Here is a 19,891-nt window from a genome sequence, read left to right on the forward strand (position 1 = left end):
TTTGTTATGGATGTGGAGGTTAAGAAAAACAGCAAAAACGCGCAGCTCAAGGACCATGAAGTTAAAGAATTAATTAAAAAGAGCCAAGAGGGCGACCAGCAGGCAAGAGACCTCCTCATAGAAAAAAACATGCGTCTTGTGTGGTCCGTCGTTCAAAGGTTCTTAAACAGAGGCTATGAGCCGGATGATCTGTTTCAGATCGGCTGTATCGGATTGTTAAAATCCGTTGATAAATTCGATTTGTCCTATGATGTCCGTTTTTCAACTTATGCCGTGCCGATGATTATCGGAGAAATCCAGCGCTTCATCCGCGATGACGGAACCGTCAAAGTATCAAGATCTTTAAAAGAGCTCGGCAATAAAATACGCCGGGCGAAAGATGAACTGTCAAAAACATACGGAAGAGTGCCGACCGTCCAGGAAATCGCGGACCATTTAGAAATTGATGCGGAGGATGTGGTGCTTGCGCAGGAAGCGGTGCGGGCGCCTTCATCCATTCATGAGACCGTGTATGAAAATGACGGGGACCCGATCACCCTGCTTGATCAGATCGCCGATCATTCAGAAGAGAAGTGGTTTGACAAAATCGCCCTCAAGGAAGCGATCAGTGATTTGGAAGAACGGGAAAAACTCATTGTCTATCTGAGATATTATAAAGATCAGACACAGTCGGAAGTAGCCGAACGGCTCGGGATTTCCCAAGTCCAGGTATCGAGGCTGGAGAAAAAAATATTAAAGCAGATTAAAGTGCAGATGGATCATACGGAAAGCTGACCTTTTACGGGCCGGCTTTTTTTATTTGTGCATCGGTGGTAATTTATGGTCTTTTGCCGCTGATGAATGAGAACAAAAGTGAACCGCATACTACATATATAACCACCCGAAAGATGGTGATGCAAGATGGAAAGACGAATATTTCTCAGACTTCGCCACCGCGTGAAGGCTCATACCGGAGATATCATCACAATCGGCGACGCCGCGCAGATCGCGGGACAGCAAAAGCTGAAAAAAAAACTGTCGGCACTGCCGCTGTATAAGGTCACGAAAAAAGACAAAAATATCGTCGTGCTGGACATCATAAAAGTGCTGAAAACCATTCATACCGCTTTTCCCGCTCTTGATGTACAGACCGTCGGCGGCGCTGAAACGATAGTGGAAATCCATTACCAGAAAAAGCAGCTGTCAGCCGTTTTGTTCGTCGGTGTCTGGCTCCTGCTTTTTATCGGTTCATGTCTTGCCATTATGAATTTTCATGAAGATGTCAGTATGAGAGAAGTTCATATCGCCTTATATGAAATCATAACGGGCGAACGGAATGAATATCCGTATCTGCTTCAGATTCCATACAGCATCGGCCTCGGTCTCGGTATGATCGTCTTTTTTAATCACATCTTCAAAAAACGCCTGAATGAAGAGCCAAGCCCGCTGGAAGTCGAGATGTTTAATTATCAGCTTGATCTCGATCATTATGTCGCAATGCACGAAAATGAAGAGACGATGAAAGATCTGCATGATCGTTAGCATTCTTTTCGTTATGTTTGTCGGGCTTGGCGGAGGGCTGACCGTGGGAGCGGGCTTTGTGGCTTTTTTAACCGTTATGGGAATCATCCCCCGCCTTATGCAGCTGACAAAAACAATGCGCTTTGTACAGGCCTACGAAGGAGCTGTTATTTCAGGAGCTGTGTTCGGCGGCTGGGAAACCTTAAATATGAATCATTTTTTTTTATCTGAATGGCTGGCCGTTCCGGTCGGGCTTTTGGCCGGCATGTTTGTCGGCATGCTGGCCGCCGCGCTTACAGAAGTGCTGAATGTGCTTCCCATTCTTGCCAAACGGATCGGCTTCGGCAGCAAAATCATCATATTGCTGATGGCCATTGTGTTCGGCAAAATAGCCGGCTCTTTATTTCATTGGCTGTATTTTATCCATCATTCATAAGGAGGAACCGACATGACAAACTTAAAAGAAAATTACAAAACAAAAGTGAAAGACTATCAGCCGAAACCGCCATATGTTTGGAATTGCGTCAAAGCCTTTCTGATCGGCGGTTTGATCTGTCTGATCGGGCAGGCTCTTCAAGACTTTTACATCCACTTTTTTAATTTTAATGAAAAAACAGCGGGCAACCCGACGGCCGCCACTCTTATTTTAATTTCCGCCCTTTTGACCGGATTCGGCATTTATGACAGACTCGGGCAGTTTGCCGGAGCGGGTTCAGCCGTGCCGGTGACGGGTTTTGCAAACAGTATGACAAGCGCCGCTCTGGAACACAGAAGTGAAGGACTCGTGCTCGGAGTAGCGACAAACATGTTTAAATTGGCGGGAAACGTCATTGTATTCGGCGTCGTGGCAGCCTATATCGTAGGCCTGATACGGTTTGCTTGTGAAAAACTGTTTTCGTAGGAGGAGAAAAAATGAAATTGACCGGAAAGCAAACCTGGGTGTTTGAAAACCCGTTATTTGTAAATGCGGCGGGGACGGCAGCCGGACCGAAAGAAAAAGACGGCCCGCTCGGTTCGCTGTTTGATAAGACATACGATGAAATGCATTGCAATCAGAAAAACTGGGAAATGGCGGAACGTCAGTTAATGGAAGATGCCATCAACTCCGCTTTGCAAAAACAGAACTTGAAAAAGAGCGATATTGATTTGTTACTCGCGGGGGATCTTTTAAATCAAAATGTGACCGCCAACTACGTCGCCAGACATCTGAAAATTCCGTTCCTCTGTCTGTTCGGCGCCTGTTCGACATCAATGGAAACGATTGCTGTCGCATCCGCGCTCATTGACGGCGGTTTTGCGAACCGGGCGATCGCAGCCACGAGCAGCCATAACGCGACGGCAGAACGGCAATTCCGCAATCCGACGGAGTATGGCGGGCAAAAACCGGATACCGCCACTTCAACGGTCACGGGGGGCGGGGCGGTCATCATCAGCCAAAACCCTTCTGATATCAAGATTACAAGCGCAACAGTGGGAAAAGTAAGCGACCTCGGAATAACAGATCCGTTCGATATGGGATCCGCCATGGCGCCCGCTGCCGCCGACACAATCAAACAGCACCTGCAGGACTTAAACCGCACGGCGGATGATTATGATCTGATTTTAACGGGAGACCTTTCAGGCGTCGGCTCGCCGATCGTGAAAGATTTGCTCAAAGAAGAAGGCTATCCCGTGGGAACGAAACACGATGACTGCGGTCTTCTCATCTATACGCCGGACCAGCAGGTGTTTGCGGGCGGAAGCGGCTGCGCCTGCTCCGCGCTTGTTACGTACACACATATTTTTAACCAATTAAAAGCGGGGATTCTAAACAGGGTACTCGTTGTCGCGACAGGAGCGCTTTTGAGTCCGACAATGATCCAGCAGAAGGAAACCATTCCGACCATCGCGCACGGTGTGGTATTTGAGCGGGCGGGAGGTGCATCATAAATGGAATATCTGTTGGCTTTTGTTTGCGGGGGAATCATATGCATTATCGGTCAGCTGCTGCTTGACATTTTTAAACTGACACCCGCCCATGTGATGACAACTTTTGTCGTCATCGGCGCCTTGTTAGATGGGTTCGGAATTTATGACAAATTTATCGAATTCGCGGGCGCGGGCGCAACGGTTCCCATCGTCAGCTTCGGTCACAGCTTATTGCACGGCGCCATGCATCAAGCTCACGAGCATGGATTTATCGGGATCGCCATGGGGATTTTTGAACTTACTTCCGCCGGTATATCTTCAGCGATTTTATTCGCATTTCTTGTAGCCGTTATTTTTAAACCGAAAGGATAATGCCGATGACGAAACGGAAGGTCATTCTTGTGACAGACGGGGACGTGTACGCCGCCAAAACAATTGAATATGCCGCGGAAAAAGCAGGCGGACGGTGTATTTCCCAATCAAAAGGCAATCCGTCAACGAGAAGCGGCCCCGAACTTGTTCAGCTGATTAAAGCCGCGCCGAATGACCCGGTGTTTGTCATGTTTGACGATTCAGGCCTGCAAGGGGAAGGGCCGGGCGAAACGGCGCTGAAATATGTCGCCTCACATCAGGACATTGAAGTGCTGGGGGTGATTGCGGTCGCTTCTAAGACCCATCAGGCTGAATGGACGAAAGTCGATGTCTCCATTGACCGTGATGGAGAAGTGACGGAGTTTGGCGTCGATAAAACCGGAATGAGAGAAATGGACGAGCACAGAATGAACGGAGATACGGTGTATTGTCTGGATAAATTGGACGTTCCCCTCATTGTGGGCATCGGCGACATAGGAAAGATGGGGAGAAAAGATGACATATCCAAAGGCTCGCCGATCACGATGAAGGCGGTCGAATTCATTTTAGAAAGGAGCGAAAGCCATGCCGGAAAAACCGGAAAACATGATCAAGGTGTACCGGGATCCTAGAAAAAATGAACAATTTTTTAAAGACCGCGTCGGTATGGGAACGAGCTATGATGTCGGCGTCCGCAAAGTTCGAGTATTAGACCGGGAAGTCCAGATTTACTTTGTCAACGGATTAACCGATACTTTGTTTATCATTCATTTAATGGAACAGCTCGTCGACGTCAATAATTATGACGAGAATGCGGATGAAGCGATTGACGTTGTTGAAAACAGGCTTGTCAATCAGCAGGTCCAAAAAGTCAAAACGCTCGACGAAGCAACGGATCAGGTGCTTTCCGGACTTGTGGCGGTTATCGTTGAAGACGCGGGCTTCGCCTTTATCGTTGACGTCAGAAGTTATCCCGGACGCACACCTGAAGAACCGGATACGGAAAAGGTCGTCCGCGGTGCAAGAGACGGTTTTATTGAAAATATCGTCATTAATACAGCATTGATCAGAAGACGAATCAGGGACGAAAGGCTCCGCGTCAAAATTACGAAAGTCGGCGAGCGCTCTAAGACCGATCTTGCGATTGTGTATATAGAAGACATCGCGGACCCGGACCTTGTCAGCATCGTCGAAAACGAAGTGAATGCGATTGACATTGACGGATTGACGATGGCTGATAAAACGGTGGAAGAATTCATCGTCAAACAAGGCTACAATCCGTTTCCGATGGTCAGATACACAGAGCGGCCGGATGTGGCAGCCAATCACATTTTGGAAGGGCACGTCATCATCGTCGTCGATACGTCACCGAGCGTGATCATAACGCCGACAACGATATTTCACCATGTTCAGCATGCGGAAGAATACAGGCAGGCGCCTTCAGTGGGCACATTTTTAAGATGGATCAGGTTTTTCGGTATTATTGCTTCAACCGTTCTGCTTCCGATCTGGTTCCTCTTTGTTCTCGAACCGTCTCTTCTGCCTGAAAGATTGGATTTTATCGGTTTAAATAAAAATACGCACATCCCGATCATTCTGCAAATCTTTTTGGCCGATTTGGGGATTGAGTTTCTCAGGATGGCCGCGATCCATACGCCGACCGCTTTATCCACCGCCATGGGTCTGATTGCGGCGGTGCTGATCGGTCAAATCGCTATAGCGGTGGGGCTGTTTTCAGCAGAAGTGATTCTGTACGTATCGATCGCCGCCATCGGATCATTTACCACGCCGAGCTATGAGCTCAGCCTCGCCAATAAAATGATACGCCTCATCTTAATGGTGCTCGTGGCCATTTTCCAAGTAAAAGGCTTTGTGATAGGTTTTACATTGCTGCTGATCATAATGGCGAATATCCGCTCGTTTCACACGCCGTATTTATGGCCGTTTTTACCGTTTAACGGCAAGGCGCTGTGGCAGGTGCTCGTCCGGACGACAGTGCCGGGAGCCAAAGTCAGACCGAGCATTGTTCACCCGAAAGACCGTCAAAGACAGCCAAGCGGTTCATAATCGCATTGAAACCGACAGAAGATTATGATATTGTATGTCTTAACTTATGCGGGACTTGTATAAGGACAGCTCAAAAGAAGCTGTCCTTTTCACCCATATGCGGATCAGAAAGAGGGAATGAGCATTGTTCTTACATGGCACAAGCAGACAAAACAAACTAGGTCATTTGGAAATCGGAGGTGTGGACGCGCTGTATTTAGCGGAGCATTACGGCACGCCTCTTTATGTTTACGATGTGGCTTTAATACGTGAGCGCGCTAAAAGCTTTAAACAGGCATTCATTGATGCGGAATTAAAGGCGCAGGTCGCGTACGCGAGCAAGGCGTTTTCTTCCGTTGCGATGATACAGCTCGCTGAGCAGGAGGGGCTCTCATTGGACGTTGTATCCGGCGGAGAGCTGTTTACGGCGGTTGCGGCTGGTTTTCCGGCTGACAGGATTCACTTTCACGGCAATAACAAAAGCGAAGAAGAGTTGAAAATGGCGCTCGATCATCAAATCGGCTGCATTGTCGTTGATAATTTTTATGAAATATCCTTACTCGCGGAACTGTGCCGCAAATCAGGGCGCACAATGGATGTGCTTCTGCGGATCACTCCGGGGGTAGAGGCGCATACGCATGATTATATTACGACGGGACAGGAAGATTCCAAATTCGGTTTTGATCTGCATAACGGGCAAATAGAAAAGGCGATTGAACAAGTATTACAGTCAGACCATATCCGCCTTCTCGGCGTTCACTGCCACATCGGATCGCAAATTTTTGATACGGCGGGCTTTGTGCTGGCCGCAGAAAAAATCTTTGCAAAACTGAATGAATGGAGAGAATCATTCGGCTTTGTCTCTGAAGTGCTGAATTTAGGGGGCGGCTTTGGCATCCGCTACACGGAGGAGGATGAACCCCTTCATCCCGCCGTTTATGTGGAAAAAATTATCGAAGCGGTAAAAGAAAACGCAGCGCTGCACGCTTTTGACATTCCGGAGATCTGGATTGAACCGGGACGCTCGCTCGTCGGAGACGCCGGAACGACGCTTTATACCATCGGTTCGCAAAAAGAAGTGCCCGGCACCCGTAAATATGCAGCGGTTGACGGGGGCATGAGCGATAATATCCGTCCTGCGCTGTATCAGGCGAAATATGAAGCCGTATCGGCAAACAGAATCGGAGAACACCACGATAAAACGGTATCCATCGCGGGTAAGTGCTGTGAAAGCGGTGATATGCTCATTTGGGATATAGACCTTCCGGAAGTGAAAGAAGGCGATCTTCTCGCCGTTTTCTGCACGGGAGCATACGGATACAGCATGGCTAACAACTACAACCGCATTCCGCGTCCCGCCGTCGTTTTTGTGGAAGACGGCGAAGCGCATCTTGTCATTAGAAGGGAAACTTATGAAGACATTGTAAAACTGGATCTGCCGTTTAAGACGGGGGTCAAACAATAAATAAAAAAGAGACCGGAACAATGGCGTCCGGTCTCTTTTTGCATTCAGCTGTTGTTAGAACTTGATCCGCTGTCTCCTGTAAATACAGACACGATCGCATTCCAAATCGAAGCGAAGAAGTCAATGACTTTTTGAACAAAGCTTTTGCCTTCATCGGATTGAATGAACTTCGTGATTTTGTCTTTTGCCTTGTCAAGCTGGCTGCCGACTTGGCCCCAATCAATCTTGGCATTTTTCATTTTATTAAACAATGAAACGAGCTGGTCTTTTTGAGCGTCAGTCAGTGTAATGTTAAGGTTTGAAGCCGCATCATCGACCTTTTTCTCAATTCCTTCTTTTGTATCGGGCACACCGTTTTTCGCGAAATCATCTTTAATGTTTGCGATGAGCGCGGAGGCGTTTTTATCCCCGATTTTATCCCCGAGATTTGAAGTGGTGACAAGCTCTTGGTTGGCGACCTGTTTTACATCTTCTGAAATCGCTTTGTCTGATGAGACTTCATATGCCTTGATGATTCCCGTTAATGCTGCGGTGCCTGATACCTCAAACGGCGCCGTCACGTATACTTTCGCATCTTTCACTCCTGCTGTCATCAGGGCGTTTAAGTACATTTCATCCGTGATGGAATCGATATTATGGGTCTTAACGTCAAGCCCGGACCCTTTCTTTGCCACCGTGATGGATGATGAAGAGATGGCTCTTGTGCCGATTTGGGCATTCGATATATATTTTCCCAGATATTCATGTTCTTCTTTATTCGTGACCGTCACTTTTGTCGCGTTATCAGGGACATTTAATTCGTCAAGCACTTTCTGACGGTTTTCGTTTGACAGATCCGCCCCCAGTGTGACGATGACATCTCCGACTGCGGCATCGGCCAGGCTGATTTTCGGTATTGTGCACAATACAACGGCCGCCGCCAGCAATCCAATCCACATTTTTTTCAAAGCGGTTAACCTCCTTCTTTTCACAAATGCCGTTTTGAAGCGGTTTGTGAGGGCCTGCGTGAAGCAGTTCCGATACATAGACGGCTGTGAAGCTGTTCTGGTTTCATTTTCTTTCTGCGGAAGCGGGGAGATTCGTTTTCCGGCTGAAGGTGTGGTATAATAGCCGCGAAAAGAAGAGCAGAGGCCTCTTCCTTCAAAAGAATATCAAAAAGAAAGCCGGCTTACAATTGAAATTCATATTGAAGAAGGCTTTGACAAAAAACAATACGGAAGTAGGAATGAGAATGAAAACTGGTTATATCGAAATGGAAAACGGCAGCAGAATCGAATTTGAACTTTATCCGAATGAAGCGCCTAATACAGTCGCTAACTTTGAAAACCTGGCGAATACGGGCTTTTATGACGGCGTTATTTTCCACCGCGTGATTCCGGGCTTTGTGAGCCAAGGCGGAGATCCGACTGGGACAGGCATGGGCGGAAGCGGAAAAACGATCAAATGTGAAACAGAAGGCAATCCGCATAAACACGAAGCCGGTTCTTTATCAATGGCGCATGCCGGTAAAGACACGGGTTCAAGCCAATTCTTCATCGTACATGAGCCGCAGCCGCATTTAAACGGCGTTCATACTGTATTCGGAAAAGTGACAAGCGGTTTAGAGCATGCGAAAAACATGTCTAACGGAGACAAAATGAAAGAAATCCGTGTAGAAGGATAATGACGGAAAACCCGCCTTTTTCAGGCGGGTTTTTTTATGTATATGAAAATTCTCATGTGTAAATCATGAAAAAATACATATATGAACATCAGTGATCATTCTGGTATAGTGAAAAAGACCGAGTACAACAATGAAAAGAGGTAGAAACGTTGGTTCAATTGGCAACCGTTTTATTTGTCATTATCATTCTCGCACTTATGATTTGGTTCAGGGTGAAAAAGGGAAACAGGCCGATTAAAGGCGGCGGCTTCGGCATCATTCTCCCGCTTTTGATTATCGCCGTCATTTTTACATTCAGCATCAGCCAGCTCATGAATATCCCGGGAAAGCCGTTTCATTTTCCCGCTCTTTGGGAGCTCGCCATCGCCGGACTGTTAGGCGCGGTATTCGGCGTCATCATGCTGTCGCAAACCGCCTATGAAATCCGGGAAGACGGTTTTGTCTACTCCAAGCGGAATAAAAACTTTAAATATGTCATTATCGCGATTATTGCGATCCGTATCGTGCTCAGCCAATATTTCAAAAACATTGACGCGGCGGAATTCGCCGTTTTAACGATGGAACTTGCTTTTGTGTATTTGTGTATTTGGCGGATCGGAAGCTTCGTGAAATACCGTAAAATCAGCAGATCCGGCTTATAAAATGAAAAAAATGGATGAGGTGCGGGGCTTATTTGCCCTCTGTGCTAGGGATTCATGGTAAAATAAAAACGACCATGGCTAATGGGAGGAAATCACTTGAAATCAGAAAAAGAAAAAACTTCTAAAAAAAGCGCCGTACTTGATTGGGCGAAAGCCATTATCATCGCTGTCGTTCTGGCACTGCTCATCCGAAACTTTTTATTCGCCCCTTATCTCGTTGATGGAAGATCAATGGATCCGACGCTGCATGACCGCGAGAGAATCTTTGTCAATATGACGGTCAAATACATAAGCGACTTCAAACGCGGCCAGATCGTCGTTCTGAACGGAGAAAACGAGCACTATGTCAAACGGATTATCGGACTTCCCGGCGACACGGTGCAAATGAAAAACGATCAGCTGTACATCAACGGCAAAAAAGTGTCCGAACCGTATTTAGCGGCAAACAAGCACAAGGCGAAGCAAGAAGGCTATGACCGGCTGACAGAAGACTTCGGCCCGGTGAAGGTGCCGGACGACAAATATTTCGTCATGGGTGATAACCGCAGAGAATCTATGGACAGCCGCAACGGCCTCGGTCTCTTTACGAAAAAACAAATAGCGGGCACATCAAAATTCGTCTTCTTCCCGTTTAATGAAATTCGCAAGACGAAATAAACCGTACAGGCAGTTTTCTTATAAGAAAACTGCTTTTTTATATAAATTTATCTTTCCACCCTCAAAAACAGAACATAAATTCGTATATCTATTTAATAGATAGAAAGTTTTACAGATACATGAAACATCTTCCCTTTATGAAACGTTATATGAATAACTCACGCAGGGAAGAACGGTTTTCTATTCATGAACAAAAGGAATATGACATAGTAATGAATAGATTGATACGGGCTGGAGGTAGAAAAATGGGAAGAATTAAAACAAAAGCAGCCATTTTACTTGTACTGCTGCTGTTATTAGCGGGCGGTTATATGGTCATAAACGATATTGAACTGAAAGACGTGCCGACTGCAATCGGACAAACCCTGTCCCAGGAAAAAGAAGAATATACAGTCAAAACATATAAAATTACGAAAATCGAAGGAACTGAGTACCACGGTACGGCAGAAAACGGCACAAAAATTATTTTTAACGGCGACAAGCTGAAGCAGGATCTCTCCGATGTGAAAAAGGGAGATAAGATTAAAGCGTATTTCAGCAAATCAAACCGGATTGACGGCTTATTGAAGGTCGTCAAAGTGAACGAATAAATAAAGGCGCCTTTTATGGGAAAAGGGCGCTTTTTATTTTTCTGAATAATTAGGTGCAAATTCATTGCGCCTGCCGCAAAGGATGTTATAATAGCGGATAAGGACAAAAAAATATTGATTGTATCCTTCGGGGCTGGGTGAAAATCCCGACCGGCGGTAATAAGGCGTTTTGCGCTTTACAGCCCGTGACCCGTATGCATCTGTATACGGTGGATTCAGTGAAAAGCTGAAGCCGACAGTGAAAGTCTGGATGGGAGAAGGATGAGAGAAGCTATGCAAAAAATAAACTTACTGTATAGTCTTATTTCCTATGGATTAAAACTGGCAAAGCCCCGAACTGTGTAAACATTCGGGGCTTTTTTGACGCCAAATTGCGTGGAAGAAGGGAGGGATAACGATGGAAGAATATTATATGAATACGGCAATAGAACTTGCCAGACGCGGTGAAGGACAGACACAGTCCAATCCTCTTGTCGGCGCTGTCGTCGTCAAAAACGGACAGATCGTCGGAATGGGCGCCCATTTGCAATACGGAGAAGCGCATGCCGAGGTTCACGCGATTCATATGGCCGGCAGACACGCAAAAGGCGCCGATTTGTATGTGACGCTGGAGCCTTGCAGCCATTACGGAAAAACACCGCCATGCGCCGAACTGATAATAAAGTCGGGGATAAAAAGGGTGTTTATCGCTGTGAAAGATCCGAATCCGCTTGTAGCCGGAAAAGGCATCGGAATGCTGGAAGCAGCGGGCATCGAAGTGAAAACCGGACTTCTCAGGCAGCAGGCAGAAGAGCTGAATAAAATGTTTCTTCACTTCATGCGGACCGGACTTCCGTATGTCACCTTGAAAGCGGCCGCGAGCCTTGACGGGAAAACAGCGACTGAAACCGGTGACAGCAAATGGATTACATCAGAGGCGGCAAGGCTTGATGCCCAGCAATACAGGAAATCGCATCAAAGCATTCTTGTCGGAGCAGGCACAGTCAAAGCCGATAATCCGAGCCTGACCTGCAGGCTTCCTGATGCGGTGAAGCAGCCGGTCAGAGTGATTCTCGATACAAAGCTGACCATTCCTGAAACGGCAAATGTGCTCACTGACGGCGCTGCGCCGACATGGATATTTACGGCCAAAGGTGCAGACGTGCAAAAGAAAGACCGGCTGACCGCACTCGGAATAAAAGTTATTCCGCTGGAAACAGACCGCATTCACGTCCCTGAGGTGCTCAGTATTCTCGCTGAAAACGGCATAATGTCGGTTTATGTGGAAGGCGGAGCATCCGTACACGGAAGTTTTGTCAAGGAAGGCTGTTTCCAAGAGCTTCATTTCTATTTCGCCCCTAAATTAATCGGAGGAACGCTTGCTCCCAGCTTGATCTCCGGTGAAGGTTTTCAATCAATGAAAGATGTCCCCCATTTACAATTCACACAAATCACCCAAATCGGGCCGGATATAAAACTGACGGCCATACCTAAAGATGGAAAGGATGGTGACGATGTTTACAGGAATCGTTGAAGAAACAGGCACGATCCAAGCAATCAAAAAGACAGGCCTTTCCATGGCATTAACCATCGCCGCTTCAAAAGTGACAAGTGATGTGAAACTTGGCGACAGCATTGCGGTAAACGGCATCTGCCTGACCGTAACCGGATTTTCTGACAATCAATTTACGGTTGATGTCATGCCGGAAACAGTGAAAGCCACTTCGCTGAACGGCTTGTCAAAAGGCAGTAAAGTAAACTTGGAAAGAGCGATGTCCGCCAACGGGCGGTTCGGCGGCCACTTTGTATCAGGGCACGTGGACGGAACGGCGGAAATTACGCGGATCGAGAAAAAAAGCAACGCGGTCTATTACGATTTAAAACTTTCGCCGGAACTGACAAAAGCGCTCGTATTGAAAGGTTCAATTACGGTAGACGGCGTGAGCCTGACGATTTTCGGTTTATCAGACGAAAGCGTGACGGTATCCATCATTCCGCATACCATCTCAGAAACGATTTTTCAGACGAAAACAGTCGGATCGACCGTAAATATTGAGTGTGACATGATCGGCAAATACTTATACCGCTTTTTGCACAAAACAGAACAAACGAAAAGCAATCAAACTATCACGGAAGCCTTTTTAAGCGAGAACGGCTTTTAGAAAGGAAGATCGATATGTTTCATCCGATAGAAGAGGCGTTAGAGGCGCTGAAAAAAGGTGAAGTCATCATTGTTGTCGATGATGAAGACAGAGAAAACGAAGGAGATTTCGTAGCGCTGGCTGAGCATGCCACGCCGGAAGTGGTGAATTTTATGGCGACCCATGGGAGAGGCCTGATCTGCACGCCGCTGTCTGAAGACATCGCCGGCCGGCTGGATCTTCACCCGATGGTCGATCATAATACGGACTCACATGAGACCGCGTTTACGGTCAGTATTGACCACAGGCTGACAAAAACGGGCATCAGCGCGCAGGAACGATCCTTTACCATTCAGGCGCTGTTGAACGAAGAATCTGTGTCTGACGATTTTCAGCGTCCGGGCCACATTTTCCCCTTAATCGCAAAAAAAGGAGGCGTCCTGAAGCGGGCCGGCCATACGGAAGCAGCCGTTGACCTTGCAAAAGCCTGCGGATCTCAGGGAGCGGGCGTCATTTGTGAAATTATGAATGAAGACGGCACTATGGCCAGAGTGCCGGAGTTAGCCGAAATCGCCGAACGCCACCAGCTGAAAATGATTACGATAAAAGACTTAATAGAGTACCGTTACAACATTACGACCCTTGTGAACAGAGAAGTTGATATTACGCTGCCGACTGACTTCGGCACGTTTAGAGTTTACGGATATACAAACGAGGTTGACGGAAAAGAACATCTCGCCTTTGTCATGGGGGATGTCCCGTTTAACAGCGAACCCGTTCTTGTCAGAGTGCACTCAGAATGCCTGACGGGCGATGTGTTTGCATCCCATCGCTGTGATTGCGGACCTCAGCTTCATGCCGCGCTTGCGCAAATTGCTGAAGAAGGCCGCGGCGTTCTATTGTATTTGCGCCAGGAAGGCAGAGGGATCGGTTTAATCAATAAGCTGAAGGCGTACCGATTGCAGGAACAAGGGTATGACACGGTTGAAGCGAACGAAGCGCTCGGCTTTCTGCCTGATCTGCGCAACTACGGCATCGGCGCCCAGATTCTCCGCGACTTAGGGGTTCAGCATATGAAACTTTTAACCAATAACCCCCGGAAAATCGCCGGCCTCGAAGGATACGGTCTCAGCATTTCAGAACGGGTGCCGCTTCAAATGGAAGCGAGTGAGCATAACAAGCAATATTTACAGACCAAAATGAAAAAACTTGGACATCTGCTTCATTTCTAAAAACAAATCTCACAAAAAAGGATGGATAACATATGAATATCATACAAGGAAACCTAGTAGGAACAGGACTTAAAATCGGAATCGTCGTCGGCAGATTTAATGAATTTATTACGAGCAAGCTGTTAAGCGGAGCGGAAGACACGTTGCTTCGCCACGGTGTAGAATCAAACGACATTGACGTCGCTTGGGTGCCGGGAGCGTTTGAAATCCCGTTTGCGGCAAAGAAAATGGCGGAAACGAAAAAATACGATGCCGTCATTACGCTCGGCACGGTTATCAGAGGAGCGACAACGCATTATGACTATGTCTGCAATGAAGCGGCAAAAGGCATCGCCCAGGCGGGAACGGCGACGGGCGTCCCGGTTATCTTCGGCATCGTGACGACTGAAACCATTGAGCAGGCCATCGAACGAGCCGGAACAAAAGCCGGAAATAAGGGAGCGGATTGCGCAGTATCTGCCATTGAAATGGCAAATTTAAACCGTTCATTTGAATAATTTGTTGAAAAGCGTTTAAAACAGCGGCGAAAATGATATAATGTGAGGAAACGGATCGCCTTTATGTATCCGTTTGATAGGACATGAATGGACATTTTGGATATAGAGGGGTTTTTATGTTAATTCGTTATAAAAAATCGTTTGAAAAGATTGCGATGGGTCTTCTGTCATTTATGCCGAATGAAAAAGATCTCAAGCAGCTTCAGCAGACAATAAAGGACTATGAAACGGATACTGGCCGCCAGCTCTTTCTTTGGAAAGAGGATGAAGATATCGTCGGAGCGATCGGAGTCGAAAAAAAGGACTCAGAAGTTGAAATCCGGCATATCAGCGTGAATCCTTCTCACCGCCATCAAGGAATCGGAAAGCAAATGATGGACGCCTTAAAACGTCTGTTCAAAACGGAGGCACTCGTTCCGAATGAATTAACGCAAAGCTTTTTTGAACGCTGTCAACATCAAAAAGATCAGGATATCTCATATAATAACTGACAAATGCTCCCGGAATCTTCACGGTTTCGGGAGCTGTTTTGATATAGAAAAAGCAGGGCTGACCGTCAGCCTCTGCTTTTTTTTCTTCTCTCAATTTCCCGTTCGCGTTCCTTAATGACATCCGTCCTGTCCCGCAGGCGGTGTTTATGAATAAGAAAGGTATCTGATACGCCGTCTTGCCCCCATGTATAGCCCTTTCGGCGGCATTCGGCAAGACATGCTTCTTTCAGGGCTTCATCTGTAATCGGCAGCATAACACTTCTGTAAGGCACGCCCGCTTCTATATCGTCTGACAGCGTTTCTATCAGCTCAATCAGCTTCGGGTGGCTGAGACCGAGAGAACAGACCGCCTGCTTTTCAGACCGGAGAATACGTAAGCTGTTGGCAATCAGCCGTTTCGCCCCGGCTTCATTTCCCCTGCGCTGGTGATACAGAGCGACGGCAAGCTGAATCAGGCCGACCCAATGAATGCTCCGCTTTTCAGCCGGGCTTTCTTTCCAATATTCCTCTAACAGTTCATGACACTCAAAATAATCTCTTGATGCGTGAAATTCGGCCAAAAAGCCGATATAAGCTTTAGGATACAAGCCGCTTCCTCCTTTTATGCTAAAACCAGTGTACCACAGCGCTATGAAAAGGAAAAAAAGAGCGGCTTGGTGTCTGAAGCCTGAGGAACTAGCAGATGTAAGATGCTCCTACGACAACGAGCAAAATAAACAGAACGACAATTAATGCAAAACCTCCGCCGAAACAAGCTCCGCTCATGTGAAATCAGCCTCCCTTTGTTTCAAGTTTACACGGCTATCATATGTGCATCCGCCTTTAAAGGTATAGGCGTATATCTTCTTTTTCAGTATTTTCTAAATAACGGAGGACGTGTATAAAAGTATTGGACGAGAGCATTTCGGTGGATTATACTAAAGGGTAGCCAGTTTTTCCGGCAATGAGAGTGATATTGAAAATGGTGAGATAATGGTAGAATATCAAGTGAAAATTGATACGTTTGAAGGCCCATTGGACCTGCTGCTTCATCTGATTAACCGTCTTGAAATCGACATATACGACATACCCGTGGCAACCATTACTGAACAATATTTATTATATGTACATACAATGCAAGAGCTTGAACTTGATGTCGCCAGTGAATATCTGGTCATGGCGGCGACGCTTCTCAGCATTAAAAGCAGAATGCTGCTTCCGAAACAAGAGGAAGAGCTGTTTGAAGACGAAATGCTTGAAGAAGAAGACCCTCGGGACGAGCTGATTGAAAAGCTGATTGAGTATAGAAAGTATAAAACCGCTGCGAAGGATTTAAAAGAGCGGGAAGAAGAAAGACAAAAGTCATTTACAAAGCCGCCGAGTGATTTAAGTGAGTATGCAAAAGAAATCAAACAGACGGAGCAGAAACTGTCGGTGACCGTTTATGACATGATCGGCGCGTTTCAAAAGGTGCTTCAGCGTAAAAAAATCACGCGGCCGAAAGAAACGACCATTACAAGGCAGGAAATACCGATTGAAGACAGAATGAACGAAATCGTAAAAAGCTTAAAAACGGCGGGGAGAAGAATAAACTTCACGGAGCTTTTTCCTTCTCGGCAAAAGGACCATCTCGTCGTGACGTTTTTAGCAGTCCTGGAACTGATGAAAAATCAGCAGATTATCATTGAACAGGAAGAAAACTTTTCAGATATATACATTACGGGGAGTGAATCCATTCATGGCGCTTGATATCGTGAATTGGAAAGCGATTGTGGAAGCCCTGCTGTATGCGGCGGGTGATGAAGGGCTGACCAAAAAGCAATTGGTGACGGTGCTTGAAATAGAAGAAGCGGAACTGGCCGGAATCATGGAAGAAGTGGCCGCTCAGTACAAGGAAGACGACAGAGGCATCGAGCTTACCGAATATGCGGATACGTATATGCTTGGAACGAAAAAAGAATTCGTGCCTTATTTGAAAAAACTAATCGAAGTGCCGTCAAAAGGGCTGTCACAGGCTTCTTTGGAAGTGCTGGCGATCGTTTCGTACAAGCAGCCGATCACACGGGCGGAAATTGAAGATATCCGGGGCGTGAAGTCTGAGCGGATTCTGCACAGCCTCGTGTCAAAAGCGCTGCTGTGTGAGGTGGGCCGCGCCGACGGTCCCGGCCGGGCGATTTTATACGGCACGACACCGGTATTTCTTGAACAATTCGGCTTAAAAACATTGGAGGAGCTCCCGCCGCTTCCTGAAAATGCGGAGGAAGACGTTCTCCAGGAGGAAGCCGATTTATTCTTTGAAAACTTCAACCAAACTTTTGAGGATATTAAATAATAATCGTTTTTCATCATACGATAGTAGGGAAAGGCCATTGATGAATGACGCAAATGACGACGTACAAGAGAGGAAGGAAACGGACGGAAATGGGAAATTCGATTGTGAGGGCCCATACTGAAGAAACTGGTGAATTTTTAGCCGAGGTTGTCACGATGGTCAGCAGCTATTTAAATCATACAACTTTGCCGGAGATGCGGGCTCAAGGAGAGGCGGATGAAGCATACTGCCGCGACGTGCTCAGTGTGCTGAGGAGGATGACCGTCTTTTGCGAAGGCGCCCAGGAAGCCTGCAGGCGGCTTTTAATGCAGGAGCCGTTTCATGAGGCGAGAGCGGAAAAAACGCTGTATAAAGTATATCATCAGTGCGTGGAGGAGTTTTTCATGCCGAAAAAGGATACATGGTACGAAAACAGCCGCGCCGCTTATACAGGCCAAAGCGCGATTGAATTCTACCAGCAAGTGCCGGACTCGCTGCGGAGCCTTCTGCTTTCGCTCAGCAGTGAATTTCTGCGCATGCGGGAAGAATTGGCGCAATATGAAGCATCAGGCTCAAATATGGCATCAGTCAGATAAAAACTCTTCCTTTTGGGAGAGTTTTTTTATGTGAAAGTGATGCAATTGGTATTCATAAGTCATGGACATGCGCATAAACTTGTACAAACCCACAACAAGGACGTGAGCATTCATGCGCTTTCTCAAAAAAGCTGCCGTATTTCTTTTGACTTTTGTTATTCTTTTTTCCATTACAGACGGCAATACGGCACATGCCCAAATACATGTCAGCGCAAAAAGCGCGATTATAATCGACGGAGCATCTGGCAGGGTGTTATTCGCCAAGGATGAACATCATAAGCGGCGGATTGCAAGCATTACGAAAATCATGACGGCGGTGCTGGCGATTGAATCAGGGAAGATGGAAGAGACCGTGACGGTTTCCCCGAATGCCGTAAAAACGGAAGGCTCAGCCATTTATCTTCAGCCGGGACAAAAAGTAAAGCTGAAAGATCTCGTATACGGGCTTATGCTGAGATCAGGAAATGACGCCGCTGCGGCAATAGCGGAATATGTCGGCGGAAGCCTTGACGGTTTTGTATTTTTAATGAACAAAAAAGCCGAGCAAATCGGGATGGAAAATACAAAATTTCAAAATCCGCACGGGCTGGACGACCATGAAAATTTATATTCAACGGCGTTTGACATGGCGCTTTTGACTAAATACGCGATGAAAATCAAGGAATACCGGACCGTTTCAGGCACAAAAGTGTATAAGGCGGAAACGATGGACCGGGTATGGAAAAATAAAAACAAGCTTCTGACTGGGCTCTACCGTTACAGCACAGGCGGAAAAACGGGTTACACAAAAATCGCGAAACGGACGCTCGTCTCGACGGCCTCAAAAGACGGTACGGATCTCATCGCGGTCACCATAAATGATCCGGATGACTGGGATGACCATATGAATATGTTTAATTATGTCTTTGATCACTATAGAACCTATGTCGTCGCTAAAAAAGGCGGCATTCCGAAGCTGAAAAAGACGTTTTACGGAAAACACGCTTTTATTGCCCGGGATGTCAAATATTTGTTAAAAGAGGATGAAATCGACGATGTAAAAATCAGCACAACCTTAATAAAACCGAAAAAAGCCTGGAAAAAGGACGCCTCTCTCATTCCTGATGTCGTCGGCCGGATGACTGTTATGCATGATGGGAAAGTGATCGCCAAGATCCCCGTCTATTATGAAAATGAGCGCCATAAAAAACCGAAAAAGCATTTCATTGAGACGTTTACGAGCCTGTTTATGAGCGCGGCGGGCGGTTCGTCATGGTCAATTTAATCTGGGTATGTCTGACGGTAATCGGACTTGTCTTTGCGATGTTTAACGGTACCTTGCAGGATGTGAATGAAGCCGTTTTTAAAGGAGCGAAAGAAGCGGTTACGATCTCGTTCGGATTAATGAGCGTTCTCGTGTTCTGGCTCGGCCTGATGAAAATAGCCGAGCAGTCCGGCCTTTTGGATATATTCAGCAGAATGTGCCGCCCGTTTATTTCTAAGCTGTTTCCCGATATTCCCCCTGATCATCCGGCGATGGGATACATCTTATCAAATCTCATGGCAAACTTTTTCGGACTGGGAAATGCGGCGACACCGCTCGGCATTAAAGCCATGGAGCAGATGAAAAAGCTGAATGGAGGTAAGTCTGAGGCCAGCCGTTCCATGATTACCTTTTTGGCGGTAAATACTTCGAGTATTACATTGATACCGACAACCGTCATTGCCGTGCGCATGGCTTACTCGGCGAAATCACCGACCGATATCGTCGGGCCGACCATCTTAGCGACTTTAATTTCGGGAATCGGCGCGATTTTCATTGACCGCTACTTCTGGTACCGCCGCAAAAGAAAAGGGAGGTAAGC

26 protein-coding genes and 1 riboswitch are annotated in these 19,891 nt (G+C 46.8%); of the genes, 23 read left to right on the forward strand and 3 right to left on the reverse strand.

Translation table 11 applies throughout. The features are described 5' to 3' along the window. Nucleotides 1-6 precede the first annotated feature (6 nt). The 9 genes from sigF to lysA all read left to right on the forward strand — a co-directional run bounded on the left by sigF (nt 7) and on the right by lysA (nt 7,270). The gene (gene sigF / locus D5S11_RS11930) at nt 7-774 is read left to right on the forward strand and encodes an RNA polymerase sporulation sigma factor SigF (RefSeq protein WP_003153348.1); all 768 of its coding nucleotides are present in this window, start codon (nt 7-9) and stop codon (nt 772-774) included. Nucleotides 775-900: 126 nt separating this feature from the next. Next, nucleotides 901-1,521 (forward strand): stage V sporulation protein AA, encoded by a 621-nt coding sequence (locus tag D5S11_RS11935; protein WP_007409412.1) that lies wholly within the window; start codon nt 901-903, stop codon nt 1,519-1,521. Further along, a complete protein-coding gene (locus D5S11_RS11940) occupies nt 1,511-1,936 on the forward strand; it encodes a stage V sporulation protein AB (protein WP_007409413.1) in 426 nt (141 codons plus the stop codon). The genes D5S11_RS11935 and D5S11_RS11940 overlap by 11 nt, the downstream gene beginning before the upstream one ends. Nucleotides 1,937-1,948: 12 nt before the next feature. Beyond that, entirely contained in the window at nt 1,949-2,401 is a 453-nt protein-coding gene (gene spoVAC, locus D5S11_RS11945; protein WP_003153353.1) for a stage V sporulation protein AC, read from the forward strand. Between the two features lie 11 nt (nt 2,402-2,412). Beyond that, nucleotides 2,413-3,429 carry a stage V sporulation protein AD gene (gene spoVAD, locus D5S11_RS11950; protein ID WP_095284589.1) on the forward strand — a complete coding sequence of 339 codons (1,017 nt, stop codon included), beginning with the start codon at nt 2,413-2,415 and terminating at the stop codon, nt 3,427-3,429. Continuing rightward, a complete protein-coding gene (gene spoVAE / locus D5S11_RS11955) occupies nt 3,430-3,780 on the forward strand; it encodes a stage V sporulation protein AE (RefSeq protein WP_007409415.1) in 351 nt (116 codons plus the stop codon). It begins immediately after the preceding gene. 5 nt (nt 3,781-3,785) lie between these two features. After that, nucleotides 3,786-4,391: a stage V sporulation protein SpoVABEA gene (spoVAEA, locus tag D5S11_RS11960; protein ID WP_007409416.1), complete on the forward strand. Its 606-nt coding sequence runs from the start codon at nt 3,786-3,788 to the stop codon at nt 4,389-4,391. Continuing rightward, nucleotides 4,345-5,826, forward strand: a complete 1,482-nt coding sequence (locus tag D5S11_RS11965; protein ID WP_007409417.1) for a spore germination protein — start codon at nt 4,345-4,347, stop codon at nt 5,824-5,826. Before spoVAEA ends, D5S11_RS11965 begins: the two co-directional genes overlap by 47 nt. A 124-nt stretch (nt 5,827-5,950) precedes the next feature. Next, nucleotides 5,951-7,270 (forward strand): diaminopimelate decarboxylase, encoded by a 1,320-nt coding sequence (gene lysA / locus D5S11_RS11970; RefSeq protein ID WP_080130292.1) that lies wholly within the window; start codon nt 5,951-5,953, stop codon nt 7,268-7,270. 44 nt (nt 7,271-7,314) lie between these two features. On the opposite strand, the gene D5S11_RS11975 is transcribed toward lysA, so the two are convergent. Then, complete coding sequence (locus D5S11_RS11975; protein ID WP_007409419.1) at nt 7,315-8,217, reverse strand: DUF1002 domain-containing protein; 903 nt, start codon at nt 8,215-8,217, stop codon at nt 7,315-7,317. A gap of 284 nt (nt 8,218-8,501) precedes the next feature. On the opposite strand from D5S11_RS11975, the gene D5S11_RS11980 reads away from it, so the two are divergent. The 9 genes from D5S11_RS11980 to ribT all read left to right on the forward strand — a co-directional run bounded on the left by D5S11_RS11980 (nt 8,502) and on the right by ribT (nt 15,161). After that, nucleotides 8,502-8,933: a peptidylprolyl isomerase gene (locus D5S11_RS11980; protein ID WP_003153363.1), complete on the forward strand. Its 432-nt coding sequence runs from the start codon at nt 8,502-8,504 to the stop codon at nt 8,931-8,933. Nucleotides 8,934-9,082: 149 nt separating this feature from the next. Then, nucleotides 9,083-9,574 (forward strand): CcdC protein domain-containing protein, encoded by a 492-nt coding sequence (locus tag D5S11_RS11985; RefSeq protein ID WP_007409421.1) that lies wholly within the window; start codon nt 9,083-9,085, stop codon nt 9,572-9,574. Nucleotides 9,575-9,655: 81 nt separating this feature from the next. Beyond that, nucleotides 9,656-10,231, forward strand: coding sequence for a signal peptidase I (gene lepB, locus D5S11_RS11990; protein ID WP_033574742.1), 576 nt, complete (start codon nt 9,656-9,658; stop codon nt 10,229-10,231). A 245-nt stretch (nt 10,232-10,476) separates the two neighbouring features. Next, nucleotides 10,477-10,821 (forward strand): hypothetical protein, encoded by a 345-nt coding sequence (locus tag D5S11_RS11995; RefSeq protein WP_007409423.1) that lies wholly within the window; start codon nt 10,477-10,479, stop codon nt 10,819-10,821. Between the two features lie 119 nt (nt 10,822-10,940). Next, nucleotides 10,941-11,087, forward strand: a riboswitch (FMN riboswitch). A 131-nt stretch (nt 11,088-11,218) separates the two neighbouring features. Continuing rightward, nucleotides 11,219-12,334 (forward strand): bifunctional diaminohydroxyphosphoribosylaminopyrimidine deaminase/5-amino-6-(5-phosphoribosylamino)uracil reductase RibD, encoded by a 1,116-nt coding sequence (ribD, locus tag D5S11_RS12000; RefSeq protein WP_015240125.1) that lies wholly within the window; start codon nt 11,219-11,221, stop codon nt 12,332-12,334. Beyond that, complete coding sequence (gene ribE / locus D5S11_RS12005) at nt 12,315-12,962, forward strand: riboflavin synthase (protein WP_047935906.1); 648 nt, start codon at nt 12,315-12,317, stop codon at nt 12,960-12,962. Before ribD ends, ribE begins: the two co-directional genes overlap by 20 nt. Nucleotides 12,963-12,976: 14 nt before the next feature. Beyond that, nucleotides 12,977-14,173 carry a bifunctional 3,4-dihydroxy-2-butanone-4-phosphate synthase/GTP cyclohydrolase II gene (locus D5S11_RS12010; protein WP_003153371.1) on the forward strand — a complete coding sequence of 399 codons (1,197 nt, stop codon included), beginning with the start codon at nt 12,977-12,979 and terminating at the stop codon, nt 14,171-14,173. A gap of 32 nt (nt 14,174-14,205) precedes the next feature. Continuing rightward, nucleotides 14,206-14,670 (forward strand): 6,7-dimethyl-8-ribityllumazine synthase, encoded by a 465-nt coding sequence (gene ribH / locus D5S11_RS12015; protein WP_003153372.1) that lies wholly within the window; start codon nt 14,206-14,208, stop codon nt 14,668-14,670. A gap of 116 nt (nt 14,671-14,786) precedes the next feature. Beyond that, nucleotides 14,787-15,161: a GNAT family N-acetyltransferase RibT gene (gene ribT / locus D5S11_RS12020; RefSeq protein ID WP_003153373.1), complete on the forward strand. Its 375-nt coding sequence runs from the start codon at nt 14,787-14,789 to the stop codon at nt 15,159-15,161. 65 nt (nt 15,162-15,226) lie between these two features. Here ribT and D5S11_RS12030 read toward each other — a convergent pair whose 3' ends face one another. After that, entirely contained in the window at nt 15,227-15,748 is a 522-nt protein-coding gene (locus D5S11_RS12030) for a DUF309 domain-containing protein (RefSeq protein WP_020956020.1), read from the reverse strand. Nucleotides 15,749-15,836: 88 nt separating this feature from the next. Then, complete coding sequence (locus D5S11_RS12035) at nt 15,837-15,926, reverse strand: YjcZ family sporulation protein (RefSeq protein WP_003153376.1); 90 nt, start codon at nt 15,924-15,926, stop codon at nt 15,837-15,839. A 207-nt stretch (nt 15,927-16,133) separates the two neighbouring features. Between D5S11_RS12035 and D5S11_RS12040 the strand changes: the two genes are divergently transcribed. The 5 genes from D5S11_RS12040 (at nt 16,134) to D5S11_RS12060 (ending at nt 19,889) form a co-directional block, all read left to right on the forward strand. Beyond that, nucleotides 16,134-16,889 (forward strand): segregation/condensation protein A, encoded by a 756-nt coding sequence (locus D5S11_RS12040; RefSeq protein WP_007409427.1) that lies wholly within the window; start codon nt 16,134-16,136, stop codon nt 16,887-16,889. Further along, nucleotides 16,879-17,472 carry an SMC-Scp complex subunit ScpB gene (gene scpB, locus D5S11_RS12045; RefSeq protein WP_007409428.1) on the forward strand — a complete coding sequence of 198 codons (594 nt, stop codon included), beginning with the start codon at nt 16,879-16,881 and terminating at the stop codon, nt 17,470-17,472. The genes D5S11_RS12040 and scpB overlap by 11 nt, the downstream gene beginning before the upstream one ends. An 89-nt stretch (nt 17,473-17,561) precedes the next feature. Then, the gene (locus D5S11_RS12050; protein ID WP_015240120.1) at nt 17,562-18,047 is read left to right on the forward strand and encodes a DUF3907 family protein; all 486 of its coding nucleotides are present in this window, start codon (nt 17,562-17,564) and stop codon (nt 18,045-18,047) included. Between the two features lie 112 nt (nt 18,048-18,159). Continuing rightward, nucleotides 18,160-19,311 (forward strand): D-alanyl-D-alanine carboxypeptidase family protein, encoded by a 1,152-nt coding sequence (locus tag D5S11_RS12055; protein ID WP_032866337.1) that lies wholly within the window; start codon nt 18,160-18,162, stop codon nt 19,309-19,311. After that, complete coding sequence (locus D5S11_RS12060) at nt 19,299-19,889, forward strand: nucleoside recognition domain-containing protein (protein ID WP_003153385.1); 591 nt, start codon at nt 19,299-19,301, stop codon at nt 19,887-19,889. Before D5S11_RS12055 ends, D5S11_RS12060 begins: the two co-directional genes overlap by 13 nt. Nucleotides 19,890-19,891 lie beyond the last annotated feature (2 nt).

Origin of the sequence: Bacillus sp. L75, from assembly GCF_003676355.1 — a bacterium.
GTDB lineage: Bacteria > Bacillota > Bacilli > Bacillales > Bacillaceae > Bacillus > Bacillus velezensis.

Coding starts and splice junctions, on each gene's coding strand:
- sigF (WP_003153348.1), top strand. CDS start 7: ATGGATGTGGAGGTTAAGAAAAACAGCAAAAACGCGCAGCTCAAGGAC.
- D5S11_RS11935 (WP_007409412.1), top strand. CDS start 901: ATGGAAAGACGAATATTTCTCAGACTTCGCCACCGCGTGAAGGCTCAT.
- D5S11_RS11940 (WP_007409413.1), top strand. CDS start 1,511: ATGATCGTTAGCATTCTTTTCGTTATGTTTGTCGGGCTTGGCGGAGGG.
- spoVAC (WP_003153353.1), top strand. CDS start 1,949: ATGACAAACTTAAAAGAAAATTACAAAACAAAAGTGAAAGACTATCAG.
- spoVAD (WP_095284589.1), top strand. CDS start 2,413: ATGAAATTGACCGGAAAGCAAACCTGGGTGTTTGAAAACCCGTTATTT.
- spoVAE (WP_007409415.1), top strand. CDS start 3,430: ATGGAATATCTGTTGGCTTTTGTTTGCGGGGGAATCATATGCATTATC.
- spoVAEA (WP_007409416.1), top strand. CDS start 3,786: ATGACGAAACGGAAGGTCATTCTTGTGACAGACGGGGACGTGTACGCC.
- D5S11_RS11965 (WP_007409417.1), top strand. CDS start 4,345: ATGCCGGAAAAACCGGAAAACATGATCAAGGTGTACCGGGATCCTAGA.
- D5S11_RS11980 (WP_003153363.1), top strand. CDS start 8,502: ATGAAAACTGGTTATATCGAAATGGAAAACGGCAGCAGAATCGAATTT.
- lepB (WP_033574742.1), top strand. CDS start 9,656: ATGGGAGGAAATCACTTGAAATCAGAAAAAGAAAAAACTTCTAAAAAA.
- D5S11_RS11995 (WP_007409423.1), top strand. CDS start 10,477: ATGGGAAGAATTAAAACAAAAGCAGCCATTTTACTTGTACTGCTGCTG.
- ribD (WP_015240125.1), top strand. CDS start 11,219: ATGGAAGAATATTATATGAATACGGCAATAGAACTTGCCAGACGCGGT.
- ribE (WP_047935906.1), top strand. CDS start 12,315: ATGTTTACAGGAATCGTTGAAGAAACAGGCACGATCCAAGCAATCAAA.
- D5S11_RS12010 (WP_003153371.1), top strand. CDS start 12,977: ATGTTTCATCCGATAGAAGAGGCGTTAGAGGCGCTGAAAAAAGGTGAA.
- ribH (WP_003153372.1), top strand. CDS start 14,206: ATGAATATCATACAAGGAAACCTAGTAGGAACAGGACTTAAAATCGGA.
- ribT (WP_003153373.1), top strand. CDS start 14,787: ATGTTAATTCGTTATAAAAAATCGTTTGAAAAGATTGCGATGGGTCTT.
- D5S11_RS12035 (WP_003153376.1), bottom strand. CDS start 15,926: ATGAGCGGAGCTTGTTTCGGCGGAGGTTTTGCATTAATTGTCGTTCTG.
- D5S11_RS12040 (WP_007409427.1), top strand. CDS start 16,134: ATGGTAGAATATCAAGTGAAAATTGATACGTTTGAAGGCCCATTGGAC.
- scpB (WP_007409428.1), top strand. CDS start 16,879: ATGGCGCTTGATATCGTGAATTGGAAAGCGATTGTGGAAGCCCTGCTG.
- D5S11_RS12050 (WP_015240120.1), top strand. CDS start 17,562: ATGGGAAATTCGATTGTGAGGGCCCATACTGAAGAAACTGGTGAATTT.
- D5S11_RS12055 (WP_032866337.1), top strand. CDS start 18,160: ATGCGCTTTCTCAAAAAAGCTGCCGTATTTCTTTTGACTTTTGTTATT.
- D5S11_RS12060 (WP_003153385.1), top strand. CDS start 19,299: ATGGTCAATTTAATCTGGGTATGTCTGACGGTAATCGGACTTGTCTTT.